General features: G+C 71.8%; 16 protein-coding genes and 1 tRNA gene. 9 read left to right on the top strand and 8 right to left on the bottom strand.

Annotated elements, in window-relative coordinates; all coding sequences use genetic code 11:
* Window positions 1-33 precede the first annotated feature (33 nt).
* The 3 genes from ACFQ7Q_RS27215 to ACFQ7Q_RS27205 form a co-directional block, all read right to left on the bottom strand.
* A complete protein-coding gene (locus ACFQ7Q_RS27215; RefSeq protein ID WP_260230078.1) occupies window positions 34-1,008 on the bottom strand; it encodes a ribose-phosphate diphosphokinase in 975 nt (324 codons plus the stop codon).
* Window positions 1,009-1,129: 121 nt separating this feature from the next.
* Window positions 1,130-2,575, bottom strand: a complete 1,446-nt coding sequence (glmU, locus tag ACFQ7Q_RS27210; RefSeq protein ID WP_383559593.1) for a bifunctional UDP-N-acetylglucosamine diphosphorylase/glucosamine-1-phosphate N-acetyltransferase GlmU — start codon at window positions 2,573-2,575, stop codon at window positions 1,130-1,132.
* Between the two features lie 107 nt (window positions 2,576-2,682).
* A tRNA-Gln gene (locus tag ACFQ7Q_RS27205) sits at window positions 2,683-2,757 on the bottom strand.
* A 235-nt stretch (window positions 2,758-2,992) separates the two neighbouring features.
* Between ACFQ7Q_RS27205 and ACFQ7Q_RS27200 the strand changes: the two genes are divergently transcribed.
* Complete coding sequence (locus tag ACFQ7Q_RS27200) at window positions 2,993-4,318, top strand: sensor histidine kinase (protein ID WP_383559592.1); 1,326 nt, start codon at window positions 2,993-2,995, stop codon at window positions 4,316-4,318.
* Window positions 4,319-4,402: 84 nt separating this feature from the next.
* On the opposite strand, the gene ACFQ7Q_RS27195 is transcribed toward ACFQ7Q_RS27200, so the two are convergent.
* Window positions 4,403-4,894 carry an SUKH-3 domain-containing protein gene (locus ACFQ7Q_RS27195; protein ID WP_383559590.1) on the bottom strand — a complete coding sequence of 164 codons (492 nt, stop codon included), beginning with the start codon at window positions 4,892-4,894 and terminating at the stop codon, window positions 4,403-4,405.
* A 10-nt stretch (window positions 4,895-4,904) separates the two neighbouring features.
* Window positions 4,905-5,414: a YwqJ-related putative deaminase gene (locus tag ACFQ7Q_RS27190; protein ID WP_383559588.1), complete on the bottom strand. Its 510-nt coding sequence runs from the start codon at window positions 5,412-5,414 to the stop codon at window positions 4,905-4,907.
* A gap of 244 nt (window positions 5,415-5,658) precedes the next feature.
* Between ACFQ7Q_RS27190 and ACFQ7Q_RS27185 the strand changes: the two genes are divergently transcribed.
* From ACFQ7Q_RS27185 to ACFQ7Q_RS27175, 3 genes are all read left to right on the top strand, one after another.
* Complete coding sequence (locus tag ACFQ7Q_RS27185; RefSeq protein ID WP_383559585.1) at window positions 5,659-6,645, top strand: HNH endonuclease; 987 nt, start codon at window positions 5,659-5,661, stop codon at window positions 6,643-6,645.
* 7 nt (window positions 6,646-6,652) lie between these two features.
* Complete coding sequence (locus tag ACFQ7Q_RS27180) at window positions 6,653-9,310, top strand: SUKH-4 family immunity protein (protein ID WP_383559583.1); 2,658 nt, start codon at window positions 6,653-6,655, stop codon at window positions 9,308-9,310.
* 146 nt (window positions 9,311-9,456) lie between these two features.
* On the top strand, window positions 9,457-10,446 hold the full coding sequence (locus tag ACFQ7Q_RS27175; RefSeq protein WP_383559582.1) for a cellulose-binding protein: 990 nt from the start codon (window positions 9,457-9,459) through the stop codon (window positions 10,444-10,446).
* 19 nt (window positions 10,447-10,465) lie between these two features.
* Here ACFQ7Q_RS27175 and ACFQ7Q_RS27170 read toward each other — a convergent pair whose 3' ends face one another.
* Complete coding sequence (locus ACFQ7Q_RS27170; protein ID WP_383559581.1) at window positions 10,466-11,980, bottom strand: MFS transporter; 1,515 nt, start codon at window positions 11,978-11,980, stop codon at window positions 10,466-10,468.
* A gap of 344 nt (window positions 11,981-12,324) precedes the next feature.
* On the opposite strand from ACFQ7Q_RS27170, the gene ACFQ7Q_RS27165 reads away from it, so the two are divergent.
* The 4 genes from ACFQ7Q_RS27165 to mfd all read left to right on the top strand — a co-directional run bounded on the left by ACFQ7Q_RS27165 (window position 12,325) and on the right by mfd (window position 19,991).
* A complete protein-coding gene (locus ACFQ7Q_RS27165) occupies window positions 12,325-13,113 on the top strand; it encodes an ABC transporter ATP-binding protein (RefSeq protein ID WP_383559579.1) in 789 nt (262 codons plus the stop codon).
* Entirely contained in the window at window positions 13,110-15,683 is a 2,574-nt protein-coding gene (locus tag ACFQ7Q_RS27160; RefSeq protein WP_383559577.1) for an ABC transporter permease, read from the top strand. The genes ACFQ7Q_RS27165 and ACFQ7Q_RS27160 overlap by 4 nt, the downstream gene beginning before the upstream one ends.
* A gap of 169 nt (window positions 15,684-15,852) precedes the next feature.
* Window positions 15,853-16,245 (top strand): peptidase inhibitor family I36 protein, encoded by a 393-nt coding sequence (locus ACFQ7Q_RS27155; protein ID WP_383559575.1) that lies wholly within the window; start codon window positions 15,853-15,855, stop codon window positions 16,243-16,245.
* Window positions 16,246-16,460: 215 nt separating this feature from the next.
* Window positions 16,461-19,991: a transcription-repair coupling factor gene (gene mfd / locus ACFQ7Q_RS27150; RefSeq protein ID WP_383559573.1), complete on the top strand. Its 3,531-nt coding sequence runs from the start codon at window positions 16,461-16,463 to the stop codon at window positions 19,989-19,991.
* A gap of 116 nt (window positions 19,992-20,107) precedes the next feature.
* Here the strand turns inward: mfd and ACFQ7Q_RS27145 are convergent, their stop codons facing one another.
* Both ACFQ7Q_RS27145 and ACFQ7Q_RS27140 read right to left on the bottom strand, forming a co-directional pair.
* Window positions 20,108-21,388, bottom strand: coding sequence for an SGNH/GDSL hydrolase family protein (locus tag ACFQ7Q_RS27145; RefSeq protein ID WP_383559572.1), 1,281 nt, complete (start codon window positions 21,386-21,388; stop codon window positions 20,108-20,110).
* 29 nt (window positions 21,389-21,417) lie between these two features.
* On the bottom strand, window positions 21,418-22,005 hold the full coding sequence (locus ACFQ7Q_RS27140) for a TetR/AcrR family transcriptional regulator (protein ID WP_383559570.1): 588 nt from the start codon (window positions 22,003-22,005) through the stop codon (window positions 21,418-21,420).
* A 96-nt stretch (window positions 22,006-22,101) separates the two neighbouring features.
* Between ACFQ7Q_RS27140 and ACFQ7Q_RS27135 the strand changes: the two genes are divergently transcribed.
* Window positions 22,102-23,001 (top strand): hypothetical protein, encoded by a 900-nt coding sequence (locus ACFQ7Q_RS27135; RefSeq protein ID WP_383559568.1) that lies wholly within the window; start codon window positions 22,102-22,104, stop codon window positions 22,999-23,001.
* Window positions 23,002-23,144: the final 143 nt, after the last annotated feature.

Below are 23,144 nucleotides of genomic sequence, written 5' to 3'. Positions count from 1 at the left end.
GACGGGCCTCGCTCAGCGATTCAGGGAAGCCGCTCAGTGCTCCTCGAAGAGGCTCGTCACCGAGCCGTCCTCGAACACCTCACGCACGGCGCGCGCGATCGTCGGAGCGATCGACAGGACCGTGATCTTGTCGAGCTCCAGAGAGCTCGGCACCGGCAGCGTGTCCGTGAACACGAACTCGCTCACCTTGGAGTTCTTCAGACGATCGGCGGCCGGCCCCGACAGGATGCCGTGCGTCGCCGTCACGATGACGTCCTCCGCGCCGTGCGCGAACAGCGCGTCGGCGGCGGCGCAGATCGTGCCACCGGTGTCCACCATGTCGTCGACCAGGACGCAGACGCGGCCCTTCACGTCACCGACGACCTCGTGGACCGTCACCTGGTTGGCGACGTCCTTGTCACGACGCTTGTGCACGATCGCCAGCGGCGCGTCCAGACGGTCGCACCAGCGGTCGGCCACACGCACGCGGCCGGCGTCGGGGGAGACGATCGTCAGCTTCGAACGGTCCACCTTGTTGCCCACGTAGTCCGCAAGGACCGGGAGAGCCGACAGGTGGTCCACCGGACCGTCGAAGAAGCCCTGGATCTGGTCCGTGTGCAGATCGACCGTGAGGATGCGGTCCGCACCCGAGGTCTTCAGCAGATCCGCGACCAGACGCGCCGAGATCGGCTCACGACCACGGTGCTTCTTGTCCTGACGGGCATAGCCGTACGACGGGATGATCACGGTGATGCTCCGAGCGGAAGCCCGCTTCAGAGCATCGATCATGATCAACTGCTCCATGATCCACTTATTGATCGGAGCCGTGTGGCTCTGGATCAGGAAGCAGTCCGCGCCACGAGCCGACTCCTGGAAGCGGACGTAGATCTCACCGTTCGCGAAGTCGAAAGCCTTGGTCGGCACGAGGCCGACACCCAGCTGGTGTGCGACCTCCTCGGCCAGCTCGGGGTGGGCGCGGCCGGAGAAGAGCATCAGCTTCTTCTCGCCGGTCGTCTTGATCCCGGTCACAGCACTGTCTCCTCAGACGTGTCCTCTGGCCGCGACCTCCGCGCTCCCGTGCGCGTGTGCGAGCCAGCCGAATTTATGTGCACGTATCACGGTACGCCGAGTTCGACGTACCCGTTTCCGGTCAGCTTTCGCCGGCGGACTCCTCCGTGGTCGCCTGAGCGGCCTGCGCGGCAGCGCTGCCGGGCCGCTTCCGGGCCACCCAACCCTCGATATTCCGCTGCTGGCCCCGGGCGACGGCGAGCGCACCGGACGGCACGTCCTTCGTGATGACCGACCCCGCGGCGGTGTAGGCACCGTCCCCGATGGTGACAGGCGCCACAAACATGTTGTCCGAACCGGTCTTGCAGTGCGACCCCACCGTGGTGTGGTGCTTCGCCTCGCCGTCGTAGTTCACGAAGACGCTCGCCGCGCCGATGTTCGTGTACTCACCGATCGTCGCGTCGCCCACGTACGACAGATGGGGGACCTTCGTGCCCTCACCGATCGTCGCGTTCTTCATCTCCACGTACGTACCGGCCTTGGCCTTCACGCCCAGGTTCGTGCCGGGACGCAGATACGCGTACGGGCCCACGGAGGCGCGCTCGCCGATGACGGCGGAATCGGCGACCGTGTTGTCCACGCGAGCGCCCTTGCCGACCCTCGTGTCCTTCAACCGCGTGTTCGGGCCGACCTCGGCGTCCTCGCCGATGTGCGTCGCACCGAGCAGCTGCGTACCGGGGTGGATGACGGAGTCCGGCTCGAACGTCACCATCACGTCCACGAGAACCGACGACGGGTCGACCACCGTGACACCGGCCGTCATCGCCCGCTCCAGCAGACGCCGGTTCAGCAGGGCACGGGCCTCGGCGAGCTGCACCCGGTTGTTGATGCCGAGGATCTCGCGGTGGTCACCGGCCACCGAGGCGCCGACCCGGTGGCCCGCCTCGCGCAGGATGGACAGCACGTCCGTGAGGTACTCCTCACCCTGGCTGTTGTCCGTCCGGACCTTGCCCAGAGCGTCGGCGAGCAGCCGGCCGTCGAACGCGAAGACGCCGGAGTTGATCTCCTTGATCGCGCGCTGCTCCTCGGAGGCGTCCTTGTGCTCGACGATCGCGGTGACGGCGCCGGAGGCGTCCCGGACGATGCGCCCGTAGCCGGTCGAGTCCGGCACCTCGGCGGTCAGCACGGTGACGGCGTTGCCGTCGGCGGCGTGGGTGCCCGCGAGCGCCTTCAGGGTCTCCCCGGACAGCAGCGGAGTGTCGCCGCACACGACGACGACGGTCCCCTCGGGGGCCTGACCCAGCTCCTCGAGACCCATGCGCACGGCGTGACCGGTGCCGTTCTGCTCGTGCTGCACGGCGGTACGAGTCCCCGCGTAGTGCGCGTCGAGATGCGCGGTGACCTGCTCACGGGCGTGCCCGACGACCACGACGAGGTGCTCGGGCTCCAGCTCCCGCGCGGCGGACACGACGTGCCCGACGAGAGAGCGTCCGGCGATTTCGTGCAGGACCTTGGGGGTCTTCGACTTCATGCGGGTGCCCTCACCCGCTGCGAGGACGACGACGGCGGCCGGGCGGTTGGCGCTCACGGGAATGCCCTTCGGCTTCGGGTGGTGGACAACCGCAGGATACCGGGGGGTTTCGGAGCGGAAATGAGTGCGGGTCCTGACCGTGAGGTCAGGACCCGAACCGATCATGGCTCCCCCGCCAGGACTCGAACCCGGACATAAGGCACCAAAAGCCTCAGTGCTGCCAATTACACCACAGGGGATAATATCCAACTAAACCGGACATTCGGTCAGGCCGTCGGACCGGCACCCAACACTATGCCGTACCAAGCCCCCTCCATGCGACGGCGGAGTTCCGCGCTCACGGTCGCGCAGATGACCAGGCATCCTCATGTGCGCCTCGGCCGCCTTCTCCCCGCGCTGAGCCTTTGACGTGCGGCGCTCCCGCGTCCGGTCGTCTCCGGAAAATGACTCGCGCTCGCCCGTACGCTGGAGGGCATGACCACAACGGGGGCGCATCAGGACGCGGCGGCCATGGCCGCCCGGGGCTGGTGGTGGTGGGGGAGACGGCGCAGTGCGGTGCTCGATGTCGGGCTGGCCGCGGTGTCCGCGCTGGAGTGCGGGCTGGAGGGGGTCGGCTTCGCCGACAAGGCGGGGCTGCCCGTGCCCGTGGGGGTGTTGTTCGGGCTGATCGTGGGGTCCGCGCTGCTCGTGCGGCGGCGGTGGCCGATCGCCGTGGTCCTGGTCTCGATCGCCGTCACGCCCGCCGAGATGGGCTACCTGATGGGGATCGTCGGGCTCTACTCGCTCGCCGCCTCGGAGGTGCCCCGGCGGATCACGGCCGCTCTCGCCGGTATGTCGACGGTCGCCGTCTTCGTCGTGACGATGGTGCGGGTGCGCCAGGACGTCGCGCAGGCGGATGTCGGTCAGCCGGACTTCGATCCGAGCGGCTGGTACGTCCCGACCGTCTCGGTCTTCATGACGCTGGGGCTCAACGCGCCCCCGGTTCTCTTCGGCCTCTACATAGGGGCCCGGCGCCGGCTCATGGAGAGTCTGCGGGAGCGGGCGGACAGTCTGGAGCAGGAGCTGTCGCTGCTCGCCGATCGGGCGGAGCAGCGGGCTCAGTGGGCGCGGCAGGAGGAGCGGACGCGGATCGCTCGGGAGATGCACGACGTGGTGGCGCATCGGGTGTCGCTGATGGTGGTGCATGCGGCGGCCCTGCAGGCGGTCGCGCTGAAGGATCCGCAGAAGGCCGTGAAGAACGCGGCGCTCGTCGGCGACATGGGCCGGCAGGCGCTGACGGAGTTGCGCGAGATGCTGGGTGTCCTGCGGGAGGACGCGGCTCCGGCTGTCGCTTCTCCGGTGCCGCTGGCCGCGGTCGGTCGCGCGGCCGCCGCCGCCGCGGAGGCGGCTTCGGAGGACGGGCCGTGTCTGGACGCTCTGGAGGATCTGGTCGAGCAGTCGCGCTTGGCCGGTGCGGTCGTCGAGCTGATGGTGCTCGGCGAGGTGCGGGCGTATGCGGCGGAGGTCGAGCGGACCGCGTACCGGGTGGTCCAGGAGGCGCTGACCAACGTCCACAAGCACGCGGCCGGTGCCAAGGTCGTCGTCCGGCTCGCGCATCGGGGCGCGGAGGTCGCGATGCAGGTCGAGAACGGCCCGTCGGACGCGGCCGCGACCGACGCTCATCTGCCGAGTGGTGGCAATGGGCTGGTCGGTATGCGGGAGCGTGTGAGCCGGCTGGGCGGTGTGTTCGTCTCGGGTCCGACGGACGCGGGCGGGTTCAGGGTGTCGGCGGTGCTGCCGGTGGAGGAGCGGGTGGCGTAGGCCCGCGCATTGGATCCTGGATATCGGATCCAATGTCCGATATCCGACATCCGAAGTCCGATCGGCCCCGCCTGGGGCCCAGGCTCAGCCCGTGACCAGCCGTGTCGGCTGTGTCCCCGTGATCAGCGTCGACAGCGCCGCGTCGATGTCCTGGCCCAGGAACCAGTCCCCTGTGTGGTCGAGGCCGTACACCCGGCCCTCCTGGTCGATCGCGAGGACCGCCTGGTGCTCGCCCTCCTCCCCGAGCGGGGAGATCTCCGTGTCGAGGGCGCGCCCGAGGTCCGCGAGGGTGCGGGCCAGGTGGAGGCCGGCGAGCGGGTCGAAGCGTACGGTCGCCGGGGCGATCTGGCGGCCGCTGCCGGGCGCGGTGACGCGCAGGCCGCCGAACTCGGCCCATGCCTCGACGGCCGCCGGGAAGACGCTGTGCCGGTGGCCGGCCGGGGAGACGTGGGCGCGCAGGGCGTCGGCCCATTGTTCGGCGAGTTTGATGTCCCAGCGGCCGGGCTGCCAGCCCGCCTCGCGGAGGGCGGCGTCGACGTTGACCGGGAACCGGGTGGTGCTCAGGTGGTCGGGCATGGAGGTGCGGTCAGCCGTTCTCGACAGTCGAGGTGGGGTCGACGGGGCGTACCCCGAAGTGGGCGAGCATCGCCGTGCAGGAGCGACAGGGGGCGGCGTAACTGCCGTGCAGCGGGTCGCCGTCCTCGCGGATGCGGCGTGCGGTCAGTTTGGCGTGCTTGAGGGAGCGGCGGGCCTCGCCGTGGGTGAGGGGCTTGCGTTGGGCGCGCTTGGAGCGGCCGGTCTCGGTGGCGCTGAGGTGGCGGGAGAGCAGGATCGCCTCGGGACAGCGGCCGGTGAAGCGTTCGCGCTGCCCGCTGGTGAGGGTGTCGAGGAAGTCCTGGACGAGTGCGTGCAGGACGGGCGGCTGGTCGCCGCGGCCCGCGGTGCAGGTGAGGGTTTCGCCGCGTACGGAGAGCGCGGCGCCGACGGTGGGGAGGATGCCGTCGCGACGGAAGCGCAGTAACGGGGCGCGGGTGGGCTCGGCGCTGCTCCAGTTGAGGCGTGGGTCACCCTGAGTGGGCGTTTGTGCTGCGTACATAGTGCGTGTCTTCCCCTCCTGCAATCCCCCGAGTTGCGGGAACAGACTGCCAAATGGGACGCCTCATGTGGAAGCGGGGTACACAAACGGGGCGTCGGTGTGTCGGAACTATCGCCGGTGCGTCATCCGCCCGTGACACTTGGTCACGGGCTGTGGTCGTGGCCGTATCGGGCCGGGTCGTGGGGTTGTGGCAGCGCATAGGCTGTGCGGAATCAGCCAGCAGCCAGCGCAGGGGGCAACCGCCATGACGACAGGTCGGCTCGGGCAGCACGCCGCGCCACCGAACGCGGCTTACGCCGGGCAGGTCGTGCACTTCCCGGACCCGGTCCGTGCTTCCCGGCACCCGAGAGGGGTGCGGGTGGATGAGCAAGGCTATCCGGACTTTTCGCCGTACGCCCGGGCGTCGGCGGAAATCGCCGATCCTCCCGAGGGTTTCGGTGTCGACGAGCTGCGGCTGACGGACTACGTGTCGGCGAACGCGGCGCTTGCCGCGACCGGTCACGAGCTGTGGAGCACGATCCCGGCCGTGGCGACTCCGCACGGCTGGACCTGGCACCACGTGGCGGGCGGTCGGCGGATGGAGCTCGTACCGGTCGAGGTGAAGGCGTTGCTGCGTCACCACGGTGGGGTGACGACGGCTGCCGTCGACCACGGCAAGCGGGGTACGCGTCCGTTGCAGGAGACGCGGCCGGCGCATTTCGGGCTGCCGAAGGGTCCGGTGTCGGTGTCCGAGCAGCAACTGCTCGGTGTGGAGGAGGACCTGGGATACCGCCTGCCGGGCGCGTACCGCGCGTTCCTGAAGGCGGCGGGCGGCTGTGCGCCGGTCGGCGCGGCGCTCGACGCCGAGCTCGGTCTGCTGGTGGACCAGCCGTTCTTCACGGTGCGCGAGGAGGCGGGGGTCAATGACCTCGTCTACGTCAACAAGTGTCTGCGCGATCACCTCACGAAGGACTACCTGGGTGTCGCGTTCGTGCAGGGCGGGATCCTCGCGGTGAAGGTGAAGGGCGAGGGGATCGGGTCGGTGTGGTTCTGCGCGTACGACGACGCGCGGGACCAGGACGGCTGGAGCGTGAACGAGCGCGTGGAGCGGTTGCTGCTGCCGTGCGGTGAGGACTTCGACGCGTTCCTGCAGCGGCTGGCCGGCAATCCGCCGGAGCTGGAGACGGTGGCGAACCTGATGGTGGACGGCGGCTTCGCGCGCGCCGTCCCCGTGGTCCCGGTGGGGGAGTGAGCTGGCTGTGGTGACGTTCGCGCAGGCGCAGGAGCGCGCCGAGGAATGGATCAACGGTGATGTACCGGCGTACCAGCAGCGTGAGGTGCGGGTACGGGAGTTCGAGCTGGGCTTCGTCGTGTGGGCGGAGGACCGCGAGGAGGGTCCGACGTCGGACGGCGGCCGGCAGCGGCTGGTCATCGCGCGGGACAGCGGCGATGCGACGCTGTGGCCCGGGCTGCCGGTGGGTGAGGTGATCCGGCGGTACGAGGAGGAGTACGGGGCCTCGGAGGACGCCGACGCGGGTGCCGCGGCGCCGGCGCCGCCGGAGCGGGTCGATCTGAACGCGACGTCGTTCCTGCTGAGTCCGCCGGAGTGGTTGCAGGACGCGGCGGACAGGCTCGGCCTTCCGTCGGCGCCGAAGGGTCCGAACGCTTCTCAGGCGGGCGGGAGTTCGTCGTCCCCGGAGACGACGGGCGGAGCGGCACCGGCCTCGGCGCCTGCGCCCGCGCCTGCGTCGGCTTCGCCTTCGGCGGGCCGGCCGGTGGAGTACGAGCCGACGGCGTCGGACGGGGTGCCGGCGAGCAGCCCGTGGGTGGACGCGAACGCGAGCTCGGGTGGCGCGGAGGGTTCGGTGCCGCTGCCGGCGACGGTCTTCGCCCCGCCGCTCTCGGGCGCGGACGACGATGACACGCCGCCTCCGGTGGTGGGCGCGGATGCCCCGACGGCTTTGATGTCGGCCGGCAGCGCGCTCCCGCCGACGGCGATCGCCACCCCGGCCCTGGACCCGCACGCCCCGCCGCCGGCGGGTACGGGTCCGCTGGGCGGCCCGGCTTCCGCCGGTGGTTCCGGTGCGCCGTCGGCTCCCGGTGTTCCGGGTGCTTCGGGCTCGACCGGTGGACCCACGCCGCCCGGTGCCCCCGGCGGGCCTTCGGCTGGTCCCGGCTCGATCGGTGGCCCGACGCCGCCCGGTGCCCCCGCGGCTCCCGGCGTTCCTGGTGTGCCTCCGCCGCCCGGTGCTCCCGGTGTGCCCGGTGGTACGCCCGCTCCTGGCATGCGTGTGCCGTCGCCTGCGTCCGGGGACATCGCGGATGCGGCCACCAGCAAGGCCGAGCTGCCTCCGCGGGGTGCGCGGGGCAGTGGCGCGAACCCGCCTCCGCCGCCGCAGGCGCCGGGGGTTCCCGGTGTGCCCGCGGGAGGATACGTACCGACGCAGCTCGTGGCGCAGCTCGGGCCCGACGGACCTCAGCCTCCCGGGCCGCCCACGCCTCCGCAGCCCGTGCACCAAGCCGCGACGATGCTGGCGCATCCGAGTCAGGGTGGCCCCGGCGCACCGCCTCCGCCGGCGCCTCCGGGCGTGCCCGGTGGGTCCGACGGTGCCGGTGTCGCGCACGCGGCGACGATGCTGGCGCACCCGAACCAGGGTGGCCCCGGCGCGCCGCCGCCTCCGCCCGCGCCTCCGGGTGCGCCCGGTGGGTCCGACGGTGCCGGTGTCGCGCACGCGGCGACGATGCTCGCTCATCCCGGGCCCGGCGGCCTCGTCGCCCCGCCCGGTCCGCCCGGCGCTCCGGGCACCCCGCCCGGTGGTGTGCACCACGCGGCGACGATGCTGGCGCAGCCCGGTCCCGGCGGTCCGCCGGGACCGCCGGTGCCGCCGCCGTCCGCGCCGGGCACCCCGCCTCCGGCGTACGGGTACCCGCAGCAGCCCGTCGGTCAGCCGACCGTCGGCCCCGGCTACCAGGCCGTGTTGCGCTACCGCGCGCCCGACGGCTCCGAGGCCCAGATCATCCGGCGGTCCGCCCCGGGCACCCCGCACCCCGAGTGGCAGATCCTGCACGAGCTGCGCGCCATGAACGTGCCGCCGCAGCAGGTGCTGGAGCTGCACACGGAGTTGGAGTCCTGCGAGCTGCCGGGCGGTTACTGCGCGCGGATGATCCGGGAGACCTGGCCGCAGGCGCGGATCACCAACATCGCGCCGTACGGCAAGGACCACGCGGGCCGTCAGCAGGGGATGCGGCAACTCCTCACCCACCAGGGCGAGTTGCATCAGGTCGCGGACGGGCCGGCGCGTCCGGCTCCGGTCCGTGCGCCGCTGCCGCAGGTGCAGCCCGCGCCGCCGATTCCTCCGGATGGTGTCGCGCAGGAGCTGGCCGGTGCCTTCGGACCGGGCATCTGCCGGTTCGACCAGCGGGCCGTGTCCCGGCAGGGCGTTCCGGAGGTCGTGGCGCTGACGCTCGTATGGGCGGGTCTGCCGGCGGACTTCGGTCCGTTCTTCTGGGCTCAGCCGGCTCAGCCGGTGGTGCCGACGCTGGCGGAGCTCGCCGCGCAGCGGCAGGTCCAGCCGGCGTCCGACGCGGGCTCGTACCTGGTGATCGGCTCGGACTTCGGGCGGGCGATCTGCGTCCAGTACGGGACCGCGCACATCGTCGCCGTGCCGGTCGAGGCCGGTCCGGGCGGGCAGCCGGTGCCGCCGCAGTTCGTGAACAGCGGGCTGCCGGAGTTCACCCGGTCCATGGCGCTGCTCGGCCGGATGTGGCGGCTGCGGTTCGGGCTCAACCCCGAGCAGGCGGGCCGCTGGACGGTCGACTTCCAGGCGCAGCTGGCGATGCTGGACCCGGCGGCGCTGGCGTCGCCGGAGAACTGGTGGTCGGTGCTGCTGGAGCAGATGTGGGACGGACTGCTGTAGTGCGCCCTTAGGCAGGTCTCAGGCCGTTCGTGACGAAAGGCGCCCGACGTGTACGACACGTCGGGCGCCTTTTGTCGTGTCCGATGACGCATCCTGGCATGTGACCCATTGCGGCCATTACGGCCATTACGGAAAGGGCGCCAGGGATGAGTTTCGCCGTCGGACGCGGTCGCGGCTACCGCCCGAAGCAGGTCGACCGTCATCTCGCCGCGCTCTCCGACGAACGCGACGCCGCCTGGGAGCGGGCGGCCCGGCTGACCGTCCTCGCGAGGGAGATGGGGGAGGAAGCGGCCCGGCTGCGTACGGAGGTCTCGGCGCTGGTCCCGCAGCGGTACGAGTCGCTGGGCGAGCGGGCGCGCCAGTTGCTCGAACTCGCGGAGGCGGAGGACGAGAGTCTCGTGCGGTCCGCCGAGTCGGAGGCGCAGGGGTTCGCGCAGGAGGCGGAGGAGGCGGCCCGGTCCGCGGCGGAGGCGGCGCGGGAGTACGCCGAGCGGGTACGGGCGGAGGCAGAGGAGGTGGCCGCGGCGGCTCTCGGCGCGGCGGGCGAGGAGGCCGAGGACACGCGGTCGGCGGCCCTGCGCGCGGCGGAGGGTCAGCGGGCCGAGGCCGGGGAGGCGTTCGAGGAGGCGGCGCGCGGGGCGGCGGCGCTGCTGGCGGCCCAGCGGACGGAGCAGAAGGCGGTTCGGGAGGAGGCCGAGCGGACCGCGAAGGCTCGGGCGGCCGAACTGGACGCCGGCCACAAGGAACTCCTCACCGCCGCGGAGGCCCGTCTCGCGGACGCCCGGCGCGCCCTCGTGGCGATGGAGGAACAGGCCCGGCACGGTCAGGAGGACGCGGAGGCCCGGGCGGCGGAGCTGCTGGCGCGGGCGCGGTCGCAGCGGGAGCGGATCGAGCGGGCGACGGAGCGGGTGCTGGGCGAGCACGGGGAGGCCCGGGAGGAGATCCACGCCCAGATGGACCACATCCGCACCTCCCTCGCGACCCTGACGGGCCGTCCGCCCCGGAGCACGGCGCCGGAGGACGGGGCGCCCGAGGACGCGGAGGCTGACGACAGCGGAGACCGGGCGCCCGAAGACGCGGGGCCCGACGACCGTGGGGACCGGGCGCCGGAGGGCCGGGACGCCGACGACGACTGAGCGGTCGTCGCCCCCGGCCTCATGCCTCCCCCGCCCGCTCCTCGTCCCTCAGGATCGGGAAGCGGCGCGGGGCGAGGATCAGCAGCACCACCAGGGCCAGCGCGGCGGCCCCCGCCGCGCCGAGGTACACGTAGTCGACGGCCGCGTCGATCGCGCGGCGGAGCGTGTCGTCCGCGTCGGCGAGGGTGGACGCGAGACCGTCCAGGTCCGTGCCCGCGCCGAGGCGGGCGGCCAGGACGCCGTTGGCGATCGCGCCGAAGAGGGCCGCCCCCACGCTCTGGCCGACCTGGCGGCAGAAGAGGACGGACGCGGTCGTCGTACCGCGCTCCTCGTACGGCACGGTCGACTGGACCCCGACGATCAGCGGGAGCTGGAAGAAGCCGAGCGCGCCTCCGAGCAGCAGCATGAGCAGGGCCGGCTGCCACGGTTCCCCGGGGAAGGGGAGGAAGGGGAAGGCGAGCAGCACGAGCAGCGCGAGGGTGATGCCCACGACCGCGGTGAGGCGGAAGCCGATGCGGTTGTACACGCGGTTGGACAGGGCGGCGGTGACCGGCCAGCTGAGGGTCATCGCGGAGAGGACGAAGCCGGCCGCCGTGGAGCCGAGGCCGAGGACGGCCTGGGCGTAGGTGGGCAGGAAGACGGTCGGGGCGACCATCACCAGGCCGAGCGCGCCGAGGGCCAGGTTGACCGCGGCGATGGTGCGGCGGCGCCAGATCCAGCCGGGGATGATCGGTTCGGCGGCCCGGCGTTCCACGACGACGGTCACCCCGGCGAGGGCGAGGGCGCCCGCGAAGAGGCCGAGGGAGGGCGGGGACAGCCACGGCCAGGCGACGCCGCCCTGGACGAGCGCGGTGAGCAGCAGGGTCCCGGTCGCGAAGACGGCGAGGGCGCCCGGCCAGTCGACGGAGACCTTCCGGGGTGCCGTGCCGGGCGCCCGCTCCGGCTCCACCAGGTACCGTCCGACCAGCCACAGGGCGACCAGACCGACCGGCAGGTTGAGCAGGAAGATCCAGCGCCAGTCGCCGTACCCCGCGAGGAGTCCGCCCGCCGCCGGTCCGGCGACCGAGGCGGTGGCCCAGACCGAGGAGAGCTTCGCCTGGATCTTCGGGCGTTCCTTCAGCGGGTAGAGGTCGGCGGCGATCGTCTGGATCGTGCCCTGGAGGGCGCCGCCGCCCAGGCCCTGGACGACGCGGAAGGCGATGAGCGAGCCCATGTTCCAGGCCGACGCGCACAGCAGGGAGCCGATGAGGAACAGGACGGTGCCGGCGATCAGGACCGGCTTGCGGCCGAAGGTGTCGCAGAGCTTCCCGTACACCGGCAGGGTCACGGTCACGGCGAGCAGATAGCCGGAGAACAGCCAGGAGAAGACGGAGAGGCCACCGAGGTCGCCGACGATCTGCGGCACGGCGGTCGAGACCACTGTGCCGTCGAGCGCGGTCAGGCCCATCACCAGCATGAGCGCCGCGACGACGGGGCCGCGTCCGCGCGGCGTGGTGGCCGATGGCGTGACCTGCCGCGTCGTCGTCCTGCTCACCCCGGAATCCCCTCTCCACGCATCGACCCATCCACCGCCGGGCCCGCCGACATCGGCGGCACCGACCTGAATGGGTCGTACATCTAATCTGTTCGGCTCAGCCTCTCACTCGATCCACGGGTGGAGAACCCCTAGGGGCACCTCCCCCATAGAGGGCAGGGCCCGTTCGTCCCGGCGGAGGACGAGGAAGTGCCCTGTCCGTCTTTAGCTTGTTCTTACGGATAACCCCAGGGCGAAGAGTGCGACGAGCACCAGTGACCAGCCGCCCCGGCTCCCCGGAGACTCGACATGAGCCCCACCCGACCTACGCGTTCCTGCGCAGACTCACCTATAGGAGACATACCGTGACTTCGGCTGTGACCATCCCCAAGCGCGGGGACACTGGAGGGAGCACGGCCGTCGCCGCGCGGGCGCGGCAGGTCGTCAAGGCTTACGGCGCCGGCGAGACGCGGGTCGTCGCGCTCGACCACGTCGATGTGGACATCGCCCGCGGGCAGTTCACCGCGATCATGGGCCCCTCGGGCTCCGGCAAGTCGACCCTGATGCACTGCCTCGCCGGGCTCGACACCGTCACCAGCGGCGAGATCTTCCTCGACGACACGCAGATCACCGGCCTCAAGGACAAGAAGCTCACCCAGCTGCGGCGGGACCGGATCGGCTTCATCTTCCAGGCGTTCAACCTGCTGCCGACCCTCAACGCGCTCGAGAACATCACGCTGCCGATGGACATCGCCGGCCGCCGCCCGGACCAGCAGTGGCTCGACCGCGTCGTGTCCACGGTCGGCCTCGCCGACCGCCTCAAGCACCGTCCCAACCAGCTCTCCGGCGGTCAGCAGCAGCGCGTCGCCGTGGCCCGCGCGCTCGCCGCCCGCCCCGAGATCATCTTCGGCGACGAGCCGACCGGAAACCTCGACTCCCGTGCCGGCGCCGAGGTGCTCGGCTTCCTGCGGCAGTCGGTCGACGAGCTCGGCCAGACCATCGTGATGGTCACCCACGACCCCGTCGCCGCCAGCCACGCCGACCGCGTCCTGTACCTCGCGGACGGCCGGATCGTCGACGAGATGTTCCGGCCCACCGCCGACGCCGTACTCGACCGCATGAAGGACTTCGACGCGCGCGGGCGGACGTCATGACCGTGCTCAAGACCTCGCTGCGCAACTTCTTCGCGCACAAGGGCCGCATGGCGCTCTCCGCCGTCGCCGTCCTGCTCTCCGTCGCGTTCGTGAGCGGCACGCTGGTGTTCACGGACACCATGAACACCACCTTCGACAAGCTCTTCGCCTCGACCGCGTCCGACGTCACGCTCAGCCCCAAGGACGGTGCGGTCGACGACGAGACCCCGCAGACCGGCCGCCCCGAGACCCTGCCGGCCTCCCTCGTGGAGCAGGTCCGCAAGGCCGAGGGCGTCAAGGCCGCCCAGGGTTCGGTCATCTCCCTGAGCGTGACCGTCGTCGACTCCCGCAACAACAACGTCGGACCCACCAGCGGTGCCCCGACGATCGCCGTCAACTGGAGCGCCAACGAGCTGCGTTCGGTGGACGTCGCCTCCGGCCACGAGCCGCGCGGCCCCACCGAGGTGATGGTCGACGCCGGCACCGCGGAGAAGCACAAGCTGAAGATCGGCGACGAGCTGCGCACCATCGCCGTCACCGGCGACTTCAAGGCGAAGATCTCCGGCATCGTCGAGTTCAAGGTCACCAACCCCGGTGCCACCGTCGTCTACTTCGACACCGCCACCGCGCAGCGCGAACTGCTCGGTAAGGAAGGTCTGTTCACCCAGATCACGGCCGACGCCGCGCCCGGGGTCAGCGACGAGAAGCTGAAGAGCAACATCGTCGCCGCGGTCGGCGGCGGCTACACGCTCCAGACGGCGGCCGAGGTCGCCGACGCGGGCCGCGAGGACGTCGCCGGCTTCCTCGACGTCATGAAGTACGCGATGCTCGGCTTCGCCGGGATCGCCTTCCTCGTCGGCATCTTCCTCATCGTCAACACCTTCTCCATGCTGGTCGCCCAGCGCACCCGCGAGATCGGCCTCATGCGGGCCATCGGCTCCAGCCGCAAGCAGGTCAACCGCTCCGTCCTCGTCGAGGCCGTCCTCCTCGGTGTCGTGGGCTCGATCGCCGGTGTCGCGGCCGGTGTCGGACTCGCCGTCGGTCTGATGGAGCTCATGTCCTCCATGGGCATGGAGCTGTCCACCGAGGACCTGACCGTGAAGTGGACGACGCCCGCCGTCGGTCTCCTCCTCGGCATCGTCGTCACCGTCCTCGCCGCGTACATCCCCGCCCGCCGGGCCGGCAAGGTCTCCCCGATGGCGGCCCTGCGCGACGCCGGCACCCCGGCCGACGGCAAGGCCGGCCTGGTGCGGGGCGGGCTCGGCCTGCTCCTCACGCTGGGCGGCGCCGCCGCGCTGTGGACCGCCACCCAGGCGGAGAAGGCCTCCGCCGGATCCCTCTGGCTCGGTCTCGGCATCGTCCTCTCCCTCCTCGGCTTCATCGTCGTCGGACCGCTCCTCGCGGGCGGCGTCGTCCGGGTCCTCGGCGCGATCGTGCTGCGGATCTTCGGTCCGGTCGGGCGGATGGCCGAGCGCAACGCGCTGCGCAACCCGCGCCGTACGGGTGCCACCGGCGCCGCCCTGATGATCGGGCTCGCGCTCGTCGCCTGCCTTTCGGTGGTCGGCTCGTCGATGGTCGCCTCGGCCACCGAGGAGCTGGACCGCTCGGTCGGCGCGGACTTCATCATCCAGTCCAGCAACGGCCAGCCGGTCATGCCGCAGGCCCAGGAAGCCGTCGAGAAGACGCCCGGCCTGCGCCACGTCACCGAGTACATCTGGGTCGAGGCGACGGTCAAGGACCCGCGGGGCAAGTCCGTGGAGAAGGGCCTGGTCGCCGCCGAACCGACCTACGCGCAGGACCTGCGACGCGACACGACCGCCGGCGAGCTCTCGGCCGCGTACGGCACGAACGCGATGTCGGTGGGCAGCGACTACGCCACCGAACACGGCGTGAAGGTCGGCGACGAGCTGACCGTCGCCTTCAAGGGCGGCGAGAGCGCGAAGCTGAAGGTCGCGGCGATCACCTCGGACGAGAACAACGTCGACAAGGGAGTGATGTACACCAACGTCACCACCGCGGCGCAGTATCTGGCCGCCGACAAGCTGCCCAAGAGCATGATCATGTTCGCGACGGCCGAGGACGGCAAGGAGAAGGAGGCGTACACGGCCCTCAAGGACTCGCTCGCCGCCTACCCGCAGTACAAGGTGCAGAACCAGGCCGACTACAAGCAGGACCTGAAGGACCAGGTCGGCCAGCTGCTCAACATCGTGTACGGCCTGCTCGCCCTCGCGATCATCGTCGCCGTCCTCGGCGTGGTGAACACGCTCGCCCTGTCGGTCGTCGAGCGGACCCGGGAGATCGGCCTGATGCGCGCCATCGGCCTCTCGCGCCGCCAGCTGCGCCGCATGATCCGTCTGGAGTCGGTGGTCATCGCCCTCTTCGGCGCCCTGCTCGGCCTCGCCCTGGGCATGGGCTGGGGCACGGCCGCCCAGAAGCTGCTGGCCCTGGAGGGTCTGGGGGTCCTGGAGATCCCGTGGCCGACGATCCTGACGGTCTTCATCGGCTCGGCGTTCGTGGGCCTGTTCGCGGCGCTGGTCCCGGCGTTCCGCGCGGGCCGGATGAACGTCCTGAACGCGATCGCGACCGAGTAGCCCCGAGGGGGCCACGGGGGTGCCCCCACGGGCTGTGCGGCCCCGGTCGACGTCACCCGACGCCGACCGGGGCCGTACGCATGTCCGCGCACCCTCTGAGTTCCGAGGATCACAGGGCGCGCTCACGTCCCTACGCTCGGCGTCACACTCAGTCACGAGGAGGTACGTGGTGAAGCGGAACATTCTGCGTCGAGTCGTCGTCGGTGCGAGCGCGCTCGGACTGTCGGTGACGGGCCTGGCCCTGGCGCCGACGGCGTCGGCGGCGTGGGGCGACTGCCCCTCCGGGAACGTCTGTGTCTGGAAGAACACGTCGTACTACGGGCTGCCCAAGAAGTCCGAGGGCGATCTCTCCAGTCTGTACTCGGCCGGTGGCCTGTCCATCCGCAACAACGGCGTGCGGGACCCCGGCGCCGACCACATCTGGTGGAAGGCCACTTACGCGAGCGGCCAGACCGTGTCCGGCTGCCTGCACTACCCGGAGAACGGCAGCACGGCGGGCACGTCGATCGTCCTGAACGGTGCCGTGACGCTGAACTACGCGAGGTGGGGCGGCGAGTGCTGACGCGTCCCCACTGATCCGGTGGGAACGAAGGAGGGCCGGGCGACCGGCCCTCCTTCCGCGTGCTCTCCACCCGGGTGACAGCAATCCTTCGCGCGAGTGACGGACCCACGTCGTAGGCTGGTCCCACCCGGCCGTCGTGCCGGCACCCCCGGCCCGTGAGACGTGTCGGGCTGTTCGCGTTGCCCGCTGTCGTAAACCCACCGGGATGGAAGTCCATGAGCCTGCACGGTCTGCTCGACCTCGTCGTCAAGGACGTGGCCCTCGCCGAGGCGGTGAAGGCCGCCGCCGACGGCAACCGTATGCACGTGGATCTGGTCGGCCCCCCGGCCGCGCGCCCCTTCGCGGTGGCCGCGCTCGCCCGCGAGGCGGGCCGGACCGTGCTTGCGGTCACCGCGACCGGCCGGGAGGCCGAGGACCTGGCCGCCGCCCTGCGCAGCCTCCTCGACCCGGACACGGTCGTCGACTACCCCTCCTGGGAGACGCTGCCCCACGAGCGGCTCTCGCCCCGCTCCGACACCGTCGGCCGGCGCCTCGCCGTGCTGCGCCGCCTCGCCCACCCGTCCGCGGACGACCCGTCCGCCGGCCCGGTCTCCGTCGTCGTCGCCCCCGTACGCTCCGTGCTCCAGCCGCAGGTCAAGGGCCTCGGCAACCTGGAGCCCGTCGCACTGCGCACCGGACAGACCGCGGACCTGAACGAGATCGTGGAGGGCCTCGCGGCCGCCGCGTACTCCCGGGTCGAGCTGGTCGAGAAGCGCGGCGAGTTCGCCGTCCGCGGCGGCATCCTGGACGTCTTCCCGCCGACCGAGGAGCACCCGCTCCGGATCGAGTTCTGGGGCGACGACGTCGAGGAGATCCGGTACTTCAAGGTCGCCGACCAGCGGTCCCTGGAGGTCGCCGAGCACGGCCTGTGGGCACCGCCCTGCCGTGAGCTGCTCCTGACCGACGAGGTGAAGCGGCGCGCCGCCGCCCTCGCGGAGGAGCACCCCGAGCTGGGCGAACTGCTCGGCAAGATCGCCGAGGGGATCGCCGTCGAGGGCATGGAGTCCCTCGCCCCGGTCCTGGTCGACGACATGGAGCTGCTGCTGGACGTCCTGCCGAAGGGTTCGATGGCCGTCGTGTGCGACCCCGAGCGGGTCCGTACGCGCGCCGCCGACCTCGTGGCGACGTCGCAGGAGTTCCTCCAGGCGTCCTGGGCCGCGACGGCCGGTGGTGGCGAGGCCCCGATCGACGTCGGCGCGGCCTCCCTCCGGGGGATCGCGGACGTACGGGACCGGGCGCGCGAGCTCGACATGATGTGGTGGTCGGTCTCCCCGTTCGCGGCGGACGAGACGCTCGACGCCGACACTGTGAAATTGGGCATGCACGCGCCGGAGACCTACCGCGGCGACACCGCCCGGGCGCTCGCCGACACCAAGGGCTGGCTCTCCGACGGCTGGCGCACGGTCTACGTCACCGAGGCGCACGGCCCGGCGACCCGCACGGTCGAGGTCCTCGGCGGCGAGGGCATCGCGGCCCGGCTCGACGCGGACCTCGCCGAGGTCTCCCCGTCCGTCGTCCATGTGGCGACCGGCTCCATCGACTTCGGCTTCGTCGACCCGGCGCTCAAGCTCGCCGTCCTCACCGAGACCGACCTGTCCGGGCAGAAGGCGGCCGGCAAGGACGGCCAGCGGATGCCGGCCAAGCGGCGCAAGACGATCGACCCGCTGACCCTGGAGGTCGGCGACTACATCGTGCACGAGCAGCACGGCGTCGGCCGGTACGTCGAGATGGTCCAGCGGACCGTGCAGGGCGCCACCCGCGAGTACCTCCTCGTCGAGTACGCCCCGGCCAAGCGCGGCCAGCCCGGCGACCGTCTGTACATCCCCACCGACCAGCTGGAGCAGGTCACCAAGTACGTCGGCGGCGAGGCCCCGACCCTGCACCGGCTCGGCGGCGCGGACTGGACGAAGACGAAGGCGCGCGCGAAGAAGGCCGTCAAGGAGATCGCCGCCGACCTGATCAAGCTGTACTCGGCGCGGATGGCGGCCCCCGGCCACGCCTTCGGCCCCGACACCCCCTGGCAGCGCGAGCTGGAGGACGCCTTCCCGTACGCGGAGACGCCCGACCAGCTGTCCACCATCGCCGAGGTGAAGGAGGACATGGAGAAGACGGTCCCGATGGACCGGCTGATCTGCGGCGACGTCGGCTACGGCAAGACGGAGATCGCCGTGCGCGCGGCGTTCAAGGCGGTCCAGGACGGCAAGCAGGTCGCGGTCCTGGTCCCCACCACCCTCCTCGTGCAGCAGCACTTCGGCACGTTCTCGGAGCGGTACTCGCAGTTCCCCGTCGTCACCCGCGCGCTCTCACGCTTCCAGACGGACACCGAGTCGAAGGCGACGATGGAGGGGCTGCGGGACGGCTCGGTCGACATCGTCATCGGCACGCACCGACTGTTCTCCTCCGAGACCAAGTTCAAGGACCTGGGTCTGGTCATCGTCGACGAGGAGCAGCGCTTCGGCGTGGAGCACAAGGAGCAGCTGAAGAAGCTCCGCGCCAACGTCGACGTCCTGACGATGTCCGCCACCCCCATCCCCCGTACGCTCGAAATGGCCGTGACCGGCATCCGCGAGATGTCGACGATCACCACCCCGCCCGAGGAGCGGCACCCGGTCCTCACCTTCGTCGGCCCGTACGAGGAGAAGCAGATCGGCGCGGCCATCCGCCGTGAACTCCTGCGCGAGGGCCAGGTCTTCTACATCCACAACCGGGTCGAGTCGATCGACCGGGCGGCGGCGCGGCTGCGCGACATCGTCCCGGAGGCGCGGATCGCGACCGCGCACGGCCAGATGTCGGAGTCGGCGCTGGAGCAGGTCGTGGTCGACTTCTGGGAGAAGAAGTTCGACGTGCTGGTCTCCACGACGATCGTCGAGTCCGGCATCGACATCTCCAACGCGAACACGCTCATCGTGGAGCGCGGCGACAACTTCGGGTTGTCGCAGCTGCACCAGCTGCGCGGCCGCGTCGGCCGTGGGCGCGAGCGCGGGTACGCGTACTTCCTCTACCCGCCGGAGAAGCCGCTGACCGAGACGGCGCACGAGCGGCTCGCGACGATCGCCCAGCACACCGAGATGGGCGCGGGCATGTACGTCGCGATGAAGGACCTGGAGATCCGCGGCGCGGGCAATCTGCTCGGCGGTGAGCAGTCCGGTCACATCGCGGGCGTCGGCTTCGACCTGTACGTACGGATGGTGGGCGAGGCGGTCGCCGACTACCGCGCTTCCCTGGAGGGCGGTGTCGAGGAGGAGCCGCCGCTGGAGGTCAAGATCGAGCTGCCGGTCGACGCGCACGTCCCGCACGAGTACGCGCCGGGCGAGCGGCTGCGCCTGCAGGCGTACCGCGCGATCGCCTCCGCCAACACGGAGGAGGACATCAAGGCGGTACGGGAGGAGCTCACCGACCGCTACGGCAAGCTCCCCGAGCCGGTCGAGAACCTGCTCCTGGTCGCCGGCCTGCGGATGCTGGCCCGCGCCTGCGGTGTCGGCGAGATCGTCCTCCAGGGCCCGAACATCCGCTTCGCGCCGGTGGAGCTGCGCGAGTCGCAGGAGCTGCGGCTCAAGCGGCTCTACCCGCGGACGGTCGTCAAGCCGGCCGTCCACCAGATCCTGGTGCCGCGCCCGACGAGCGGGAAGATCGGCGGGAAGCCGGTGGTGGGGCGCGAACTGCTGGCGTGGACGGGCGAGTTCCTGACGACGATCCTGGGGTCCTAGGGCGTGTTGCGAAAGTAGCGCCGTCCGCCCGCAGGGGGGCAGGCGGGACTTTCGCAACACGCCCTAGCGGCTCCGGCTCGGCCGTGCCCCGCTGCGGGGCACGGCCGGCAGGCCCGTCAGAGCGTGTCGAGGTCGAGTGCCTCGGCCATCGCCCTGTATCCGGCGTCGCCCGGGTGGAGATGGTCGCCCGAGTCGAAGGCGGGGAGCATCCGGTCCGGGTCGGACGGGTCGGCGACGGCACGGTCGAAGTCGACCACGGAGTCGTACGCGCCCGAGGTGCGGATCCACTCGTTGACCGCGTCCCGCTTGGCCTCGTTGACCGGGGTGTCGTAGAAGGAGCCCTTGATCGGCGTCAGCGTGGCGCCGACGACCTTGATGCCCCGGGCGTGGGCCTGGCGGATCAGGGAGCGGTGGCCCTCGATGAGCTGCTCGACCGACACCTCGGGAGTGGGGCCGCCGGGGAAGGTCGGGCCGCTGCCGCCGATGTCGTTGATGCCTTCGAGGACGATGACCGTCCGCACGCCCGGCTCGGTCAGGACGTCCTTCTTGAAGCGCTCGATGCCCTTCTCGCCCGCCCACGTCGTGTCGTTGGTGACCTGGTTGCCGCCGATGCCGTGGTTGAGGACGGTGCGCGGCTTCCCCGCGGCGGCGAAGCGCTCGGCCAGCTCGTCGGGGTAGCGGTTGTTCGCGTCCGGGCCCGAGCCCACGCCGTCGGTGATGGAGTCGCCGAACGTCACGATGCCGTCCCGGCGGGCGGGAGCGCCGCCGCTCACCTCGACGCCGGAGAGGTAGTACCAGGACTCGCTGCTCTCCTTGAACGCGGTGCCGTCGCGGTCGGAGCGGTGGTCGCCGTCCGCGCGGTAGCTGGTGGCGGAGGCGAAGTGGTGGAAGGTGGCCGGTCCGGTGGGCGCGGCCAGATAGAGGGTGACCGTCACCGACTCCAGCGCCTTCACCGTGAACGGCACGCCGTCGCTGAGGGCCGTCCCGCCGGCGGGGATCGTCACCGAGCGGCCCTTGTCGAAGGACAGCTGCCGGACCGAACCGGCCTTCACCGATGCGCCCTTGTCCGTGCGGGCCACGGTCGCGCCGGTGATCCGCAGCGGGGTCGTGCCGTAGCGGTTGGACAGCTCGATCCGGGCCTTGGTGCCGGCGGTGGTGACCCGGACGACCTGGCGGACCGTGTGGTTCGAGAAGCCCTGCTGGGACCAGTTGGGGGCGAAGGGGGCCGCCGGGGCGTGCGGCGAAGTGGCCCAGGCGCCGCGCCACACGGCGTCGTGCCGGTACTCGGCCGCGACGGCGCCGCCGGACGGAACGGCGGCCAGGACGGCGGCGCTTAAGGCGGCGACGGTCGTGAGGCGTACGGACGTGGCCAAGGTCTTCGTGGTCTTCGTAGTCATGTACGTGACCAAGTGGAGCGCGACTCCGCTTATTCCTGGGCCGGTTGGGCGGTGTCGGACGCGAACAGCAGGCCGGCGAGGGTGTGGAAGACCTCCTCGGGGTCCTGTTCGCCGATCGGGCCCGCGAGGTTGTGGCTGAGCAGCAGGGTGGCGAAGCCGTGGGCCAGTGACCAGGCCGCGACGCCCGCGAGGCGCGGATCAGGGCCCCGGCCGTCGGCCGGCACGCCCGCGATGCCCGCCCGGAGCCCCGAGCCGGCCCGGTCCTTGGCGGCGAGCAGCTCCGGATCGTCGGGCCGGTGCAGATCCGGCTGGAACATCACCTGGAAGTGCGCCGGGTGCTCGGCGGCGAAGCGCACGTAACGCACCCCCGCGTCCTTCAGGTCCTCCGCCTCGGCGAGGGCCGCCGCCAGCAGGTCGAACCCTTCGGTGGCGACGGCCGTGAGCAGTCCCGCGCGGTCCTTGAAGTGGTGGGCCGGGGCCGCGTGCGAGACGCCCGCGCGGCGCGCCAGGTCGCGCAGGCTCAGGGCGGAGGGGCCCTCGGTGGCGATGACGTCGAGGGCGGCGGTCAGGATCGCCTGCCGCAGGTCGCCGTGGTGATAGGTGCTCCGACTGCTCATGAACAGCAGCCTACGCCGTATCTAGGCATTGACAAGTTCGCCGGGCGGGAGCAATCTAGTCATCGTCAAGATGAGGTCGCAGTCGAGGAGGCGGACATGAGCACCGAGATCGGTACGACGGCTGAGCGCACCGTGGAGCCCGGACGCGTACGGCAGATGTGGCATCTGCTGGAACCCCTGCACGCGCTGCTCTACTACGCCCCCGAGGCTGTCGAGGAGGCCCGCGCGCTCGGCCACGACGTCGCGGAGCGCTGGCCCGGCTACTTCGCCTGGCGTGCCGCGCCCCTCGGTCCGGCCGGGGCCGAGCGGGTCGGCTCCGCGTTCTACAGCTTCAGCCCGGAGATGGTGGCCCGTTACGTGCCGGGGATCTGGCGGACCGCCGCGCCCGCCGACGTGCTGGAGGCCCGGCTGCGCGCCGTCGACCGCGCCTACCGCGCCCTCCTCGGCCCCGAGGTCGTCGACGGGCCCGACCTCGCCGAGGCGGCCGCGCTCGCCCGGCGGGCCGCCAAGGCCGCCGTGACGGCCGGCCGCCCGCTCGCCGCCGCCAACGCCGAGCTGCCCTGGCCCGAGGCCCCGCACCTGGCGCTCTGGCAGGCGGCGACGATCCTGCGCGAGCACCGCGGGGACGGCCACCTGGTCGCTCTCCTCGCCGCCGGTCTGGACCCGGTCGAGTCCCTGGTCTCCTTCGCGGCCGTCGGGGCCGCCTCCGAGCAGACCTTCGCGAGCCGCGGCTGGAGCGAGAACGCCTGGTCGGCGGCGCGCGACCGGCTGACCGCCCGCGGTCTGCTCGCCGCCGACGGCTCGGTCGCCGACGCGGGGCGCGCCCTGCGCGAGCAGGTGGAGCTGCGTACGGACCAACTGGCCGCCGCCCCCTGGGCCGCCCTCGGTCCCGAGTCCACCGCCCGGCTCGCCGAACTCCTCGGCGGCCCCTGGCTGGCCGTCATCGGCTCCGGGCTGCTGCCCGGCGAGAACACCCTGGGGATCGGCAAGATCTGAGGTCGGGAGAGTGCCGGGCGGAGGGCGTCCGGGACGGGAGGCACGGGGTGGAAGGCGTCCGGGCGGAAGGCGCCCGGGCGGAAGGCGCCCGGGCGGAAGGCGCCCGGGCGGAAGGCGTCCGGGCGGAAGGCCCGGGATGGAAG

Origin of the sequence: Streptomyces sp. NPDC056527, assembly GCF_042794475.1 — a bacterium.
GTDB lineage: Bacteria > Actinomycetota > Actinomycetes > Streptomycetales > Streptomycetaceae > Streptomyces.
This window is presented reverse-complemented; position numbering and strand designations above follow the sequence as displayed.

What these genes read in the sequence shown, in the direction of transcription:
- ACFQ7Q_RS27185 (WP_383559585.1), top strand. Translation starts at nt 5,659, where the DNA reads ATGACGACAGGTCGGCTCGGGCAGCACGCCGCGCCACCGAACGCGGCT.
- ACFQ7Q_RS27200 (WP_383559592.1), top strand. Translation starts at nt 2,993, where the DNA reads ATGACCACAACGGGGGCGCATCAGGACGCGGCGGCCATGGCCGCCCGG.
- ACFQ7Q_RS27160 (WP_383559577.1), top strand. Translation starts at nt 13,110, where the DNA reads ATGACCGTGCTCAAGACCTCGCTGCGCAACTTCTTCGCGCACAAGGGC.
- ACFQ7Q_RS27145 (WP_383559572.1), bottom strand. Translation starts at nt 21,388, where the DNA reads ATGACTACGAAGACCACGAAGACCTTGGCCACGTCCGTACGCCTCACG.
- ACFQ7Q_RS27135 (WP_383559568.1), top strand. Translation starts at nt 22,102, where the DNA reads ATGAGCACCGAGATCGGTACGACGGCTGAGCGCACCGTGGAGCCCGGA.
- ACFQ7Q_RS27140 (WP_383559570.1), bottom strand. Translation starts at nt 22,005, where the DNA reads ATGAGCAGTCGGAGCACCTATCACCACGGCGACCTGCGGCAGGCGATC.
- ACFQ7Q_RS27175 (WP_383559582.1), top strand. Translation starts at nt 9,457, where the DNA reads ATGAGTTTCGCCGTCGGACGCGGTCGCGGCTACCGCCCGAAGCAGGTC.
- ACFQ7Q_RS27195 (WP_383559590.1), bottom strand. Translation starts at nt 4,894, where the DNA reads ATGCCCGACCACCTGAGCACCACCCGGTTCCCGGTCAACGTCGACGCC.
- mfd (WP_383559573.1), top strand. Translation starts at nt 16,461, where the DNA reads ATGAGCCTGCACGGTCTGCTCGACCTCGTCGTCAAGGACGTGGCCCTC.
- ACFQ7Q_RS27190 (WP_383559588.1), bottom strand. Translation starts at nt 5,414, where the DNA reads ATGTACGCAGCACAAACGCCCACTCAGGGTGACCCACGCCTCAACTGG.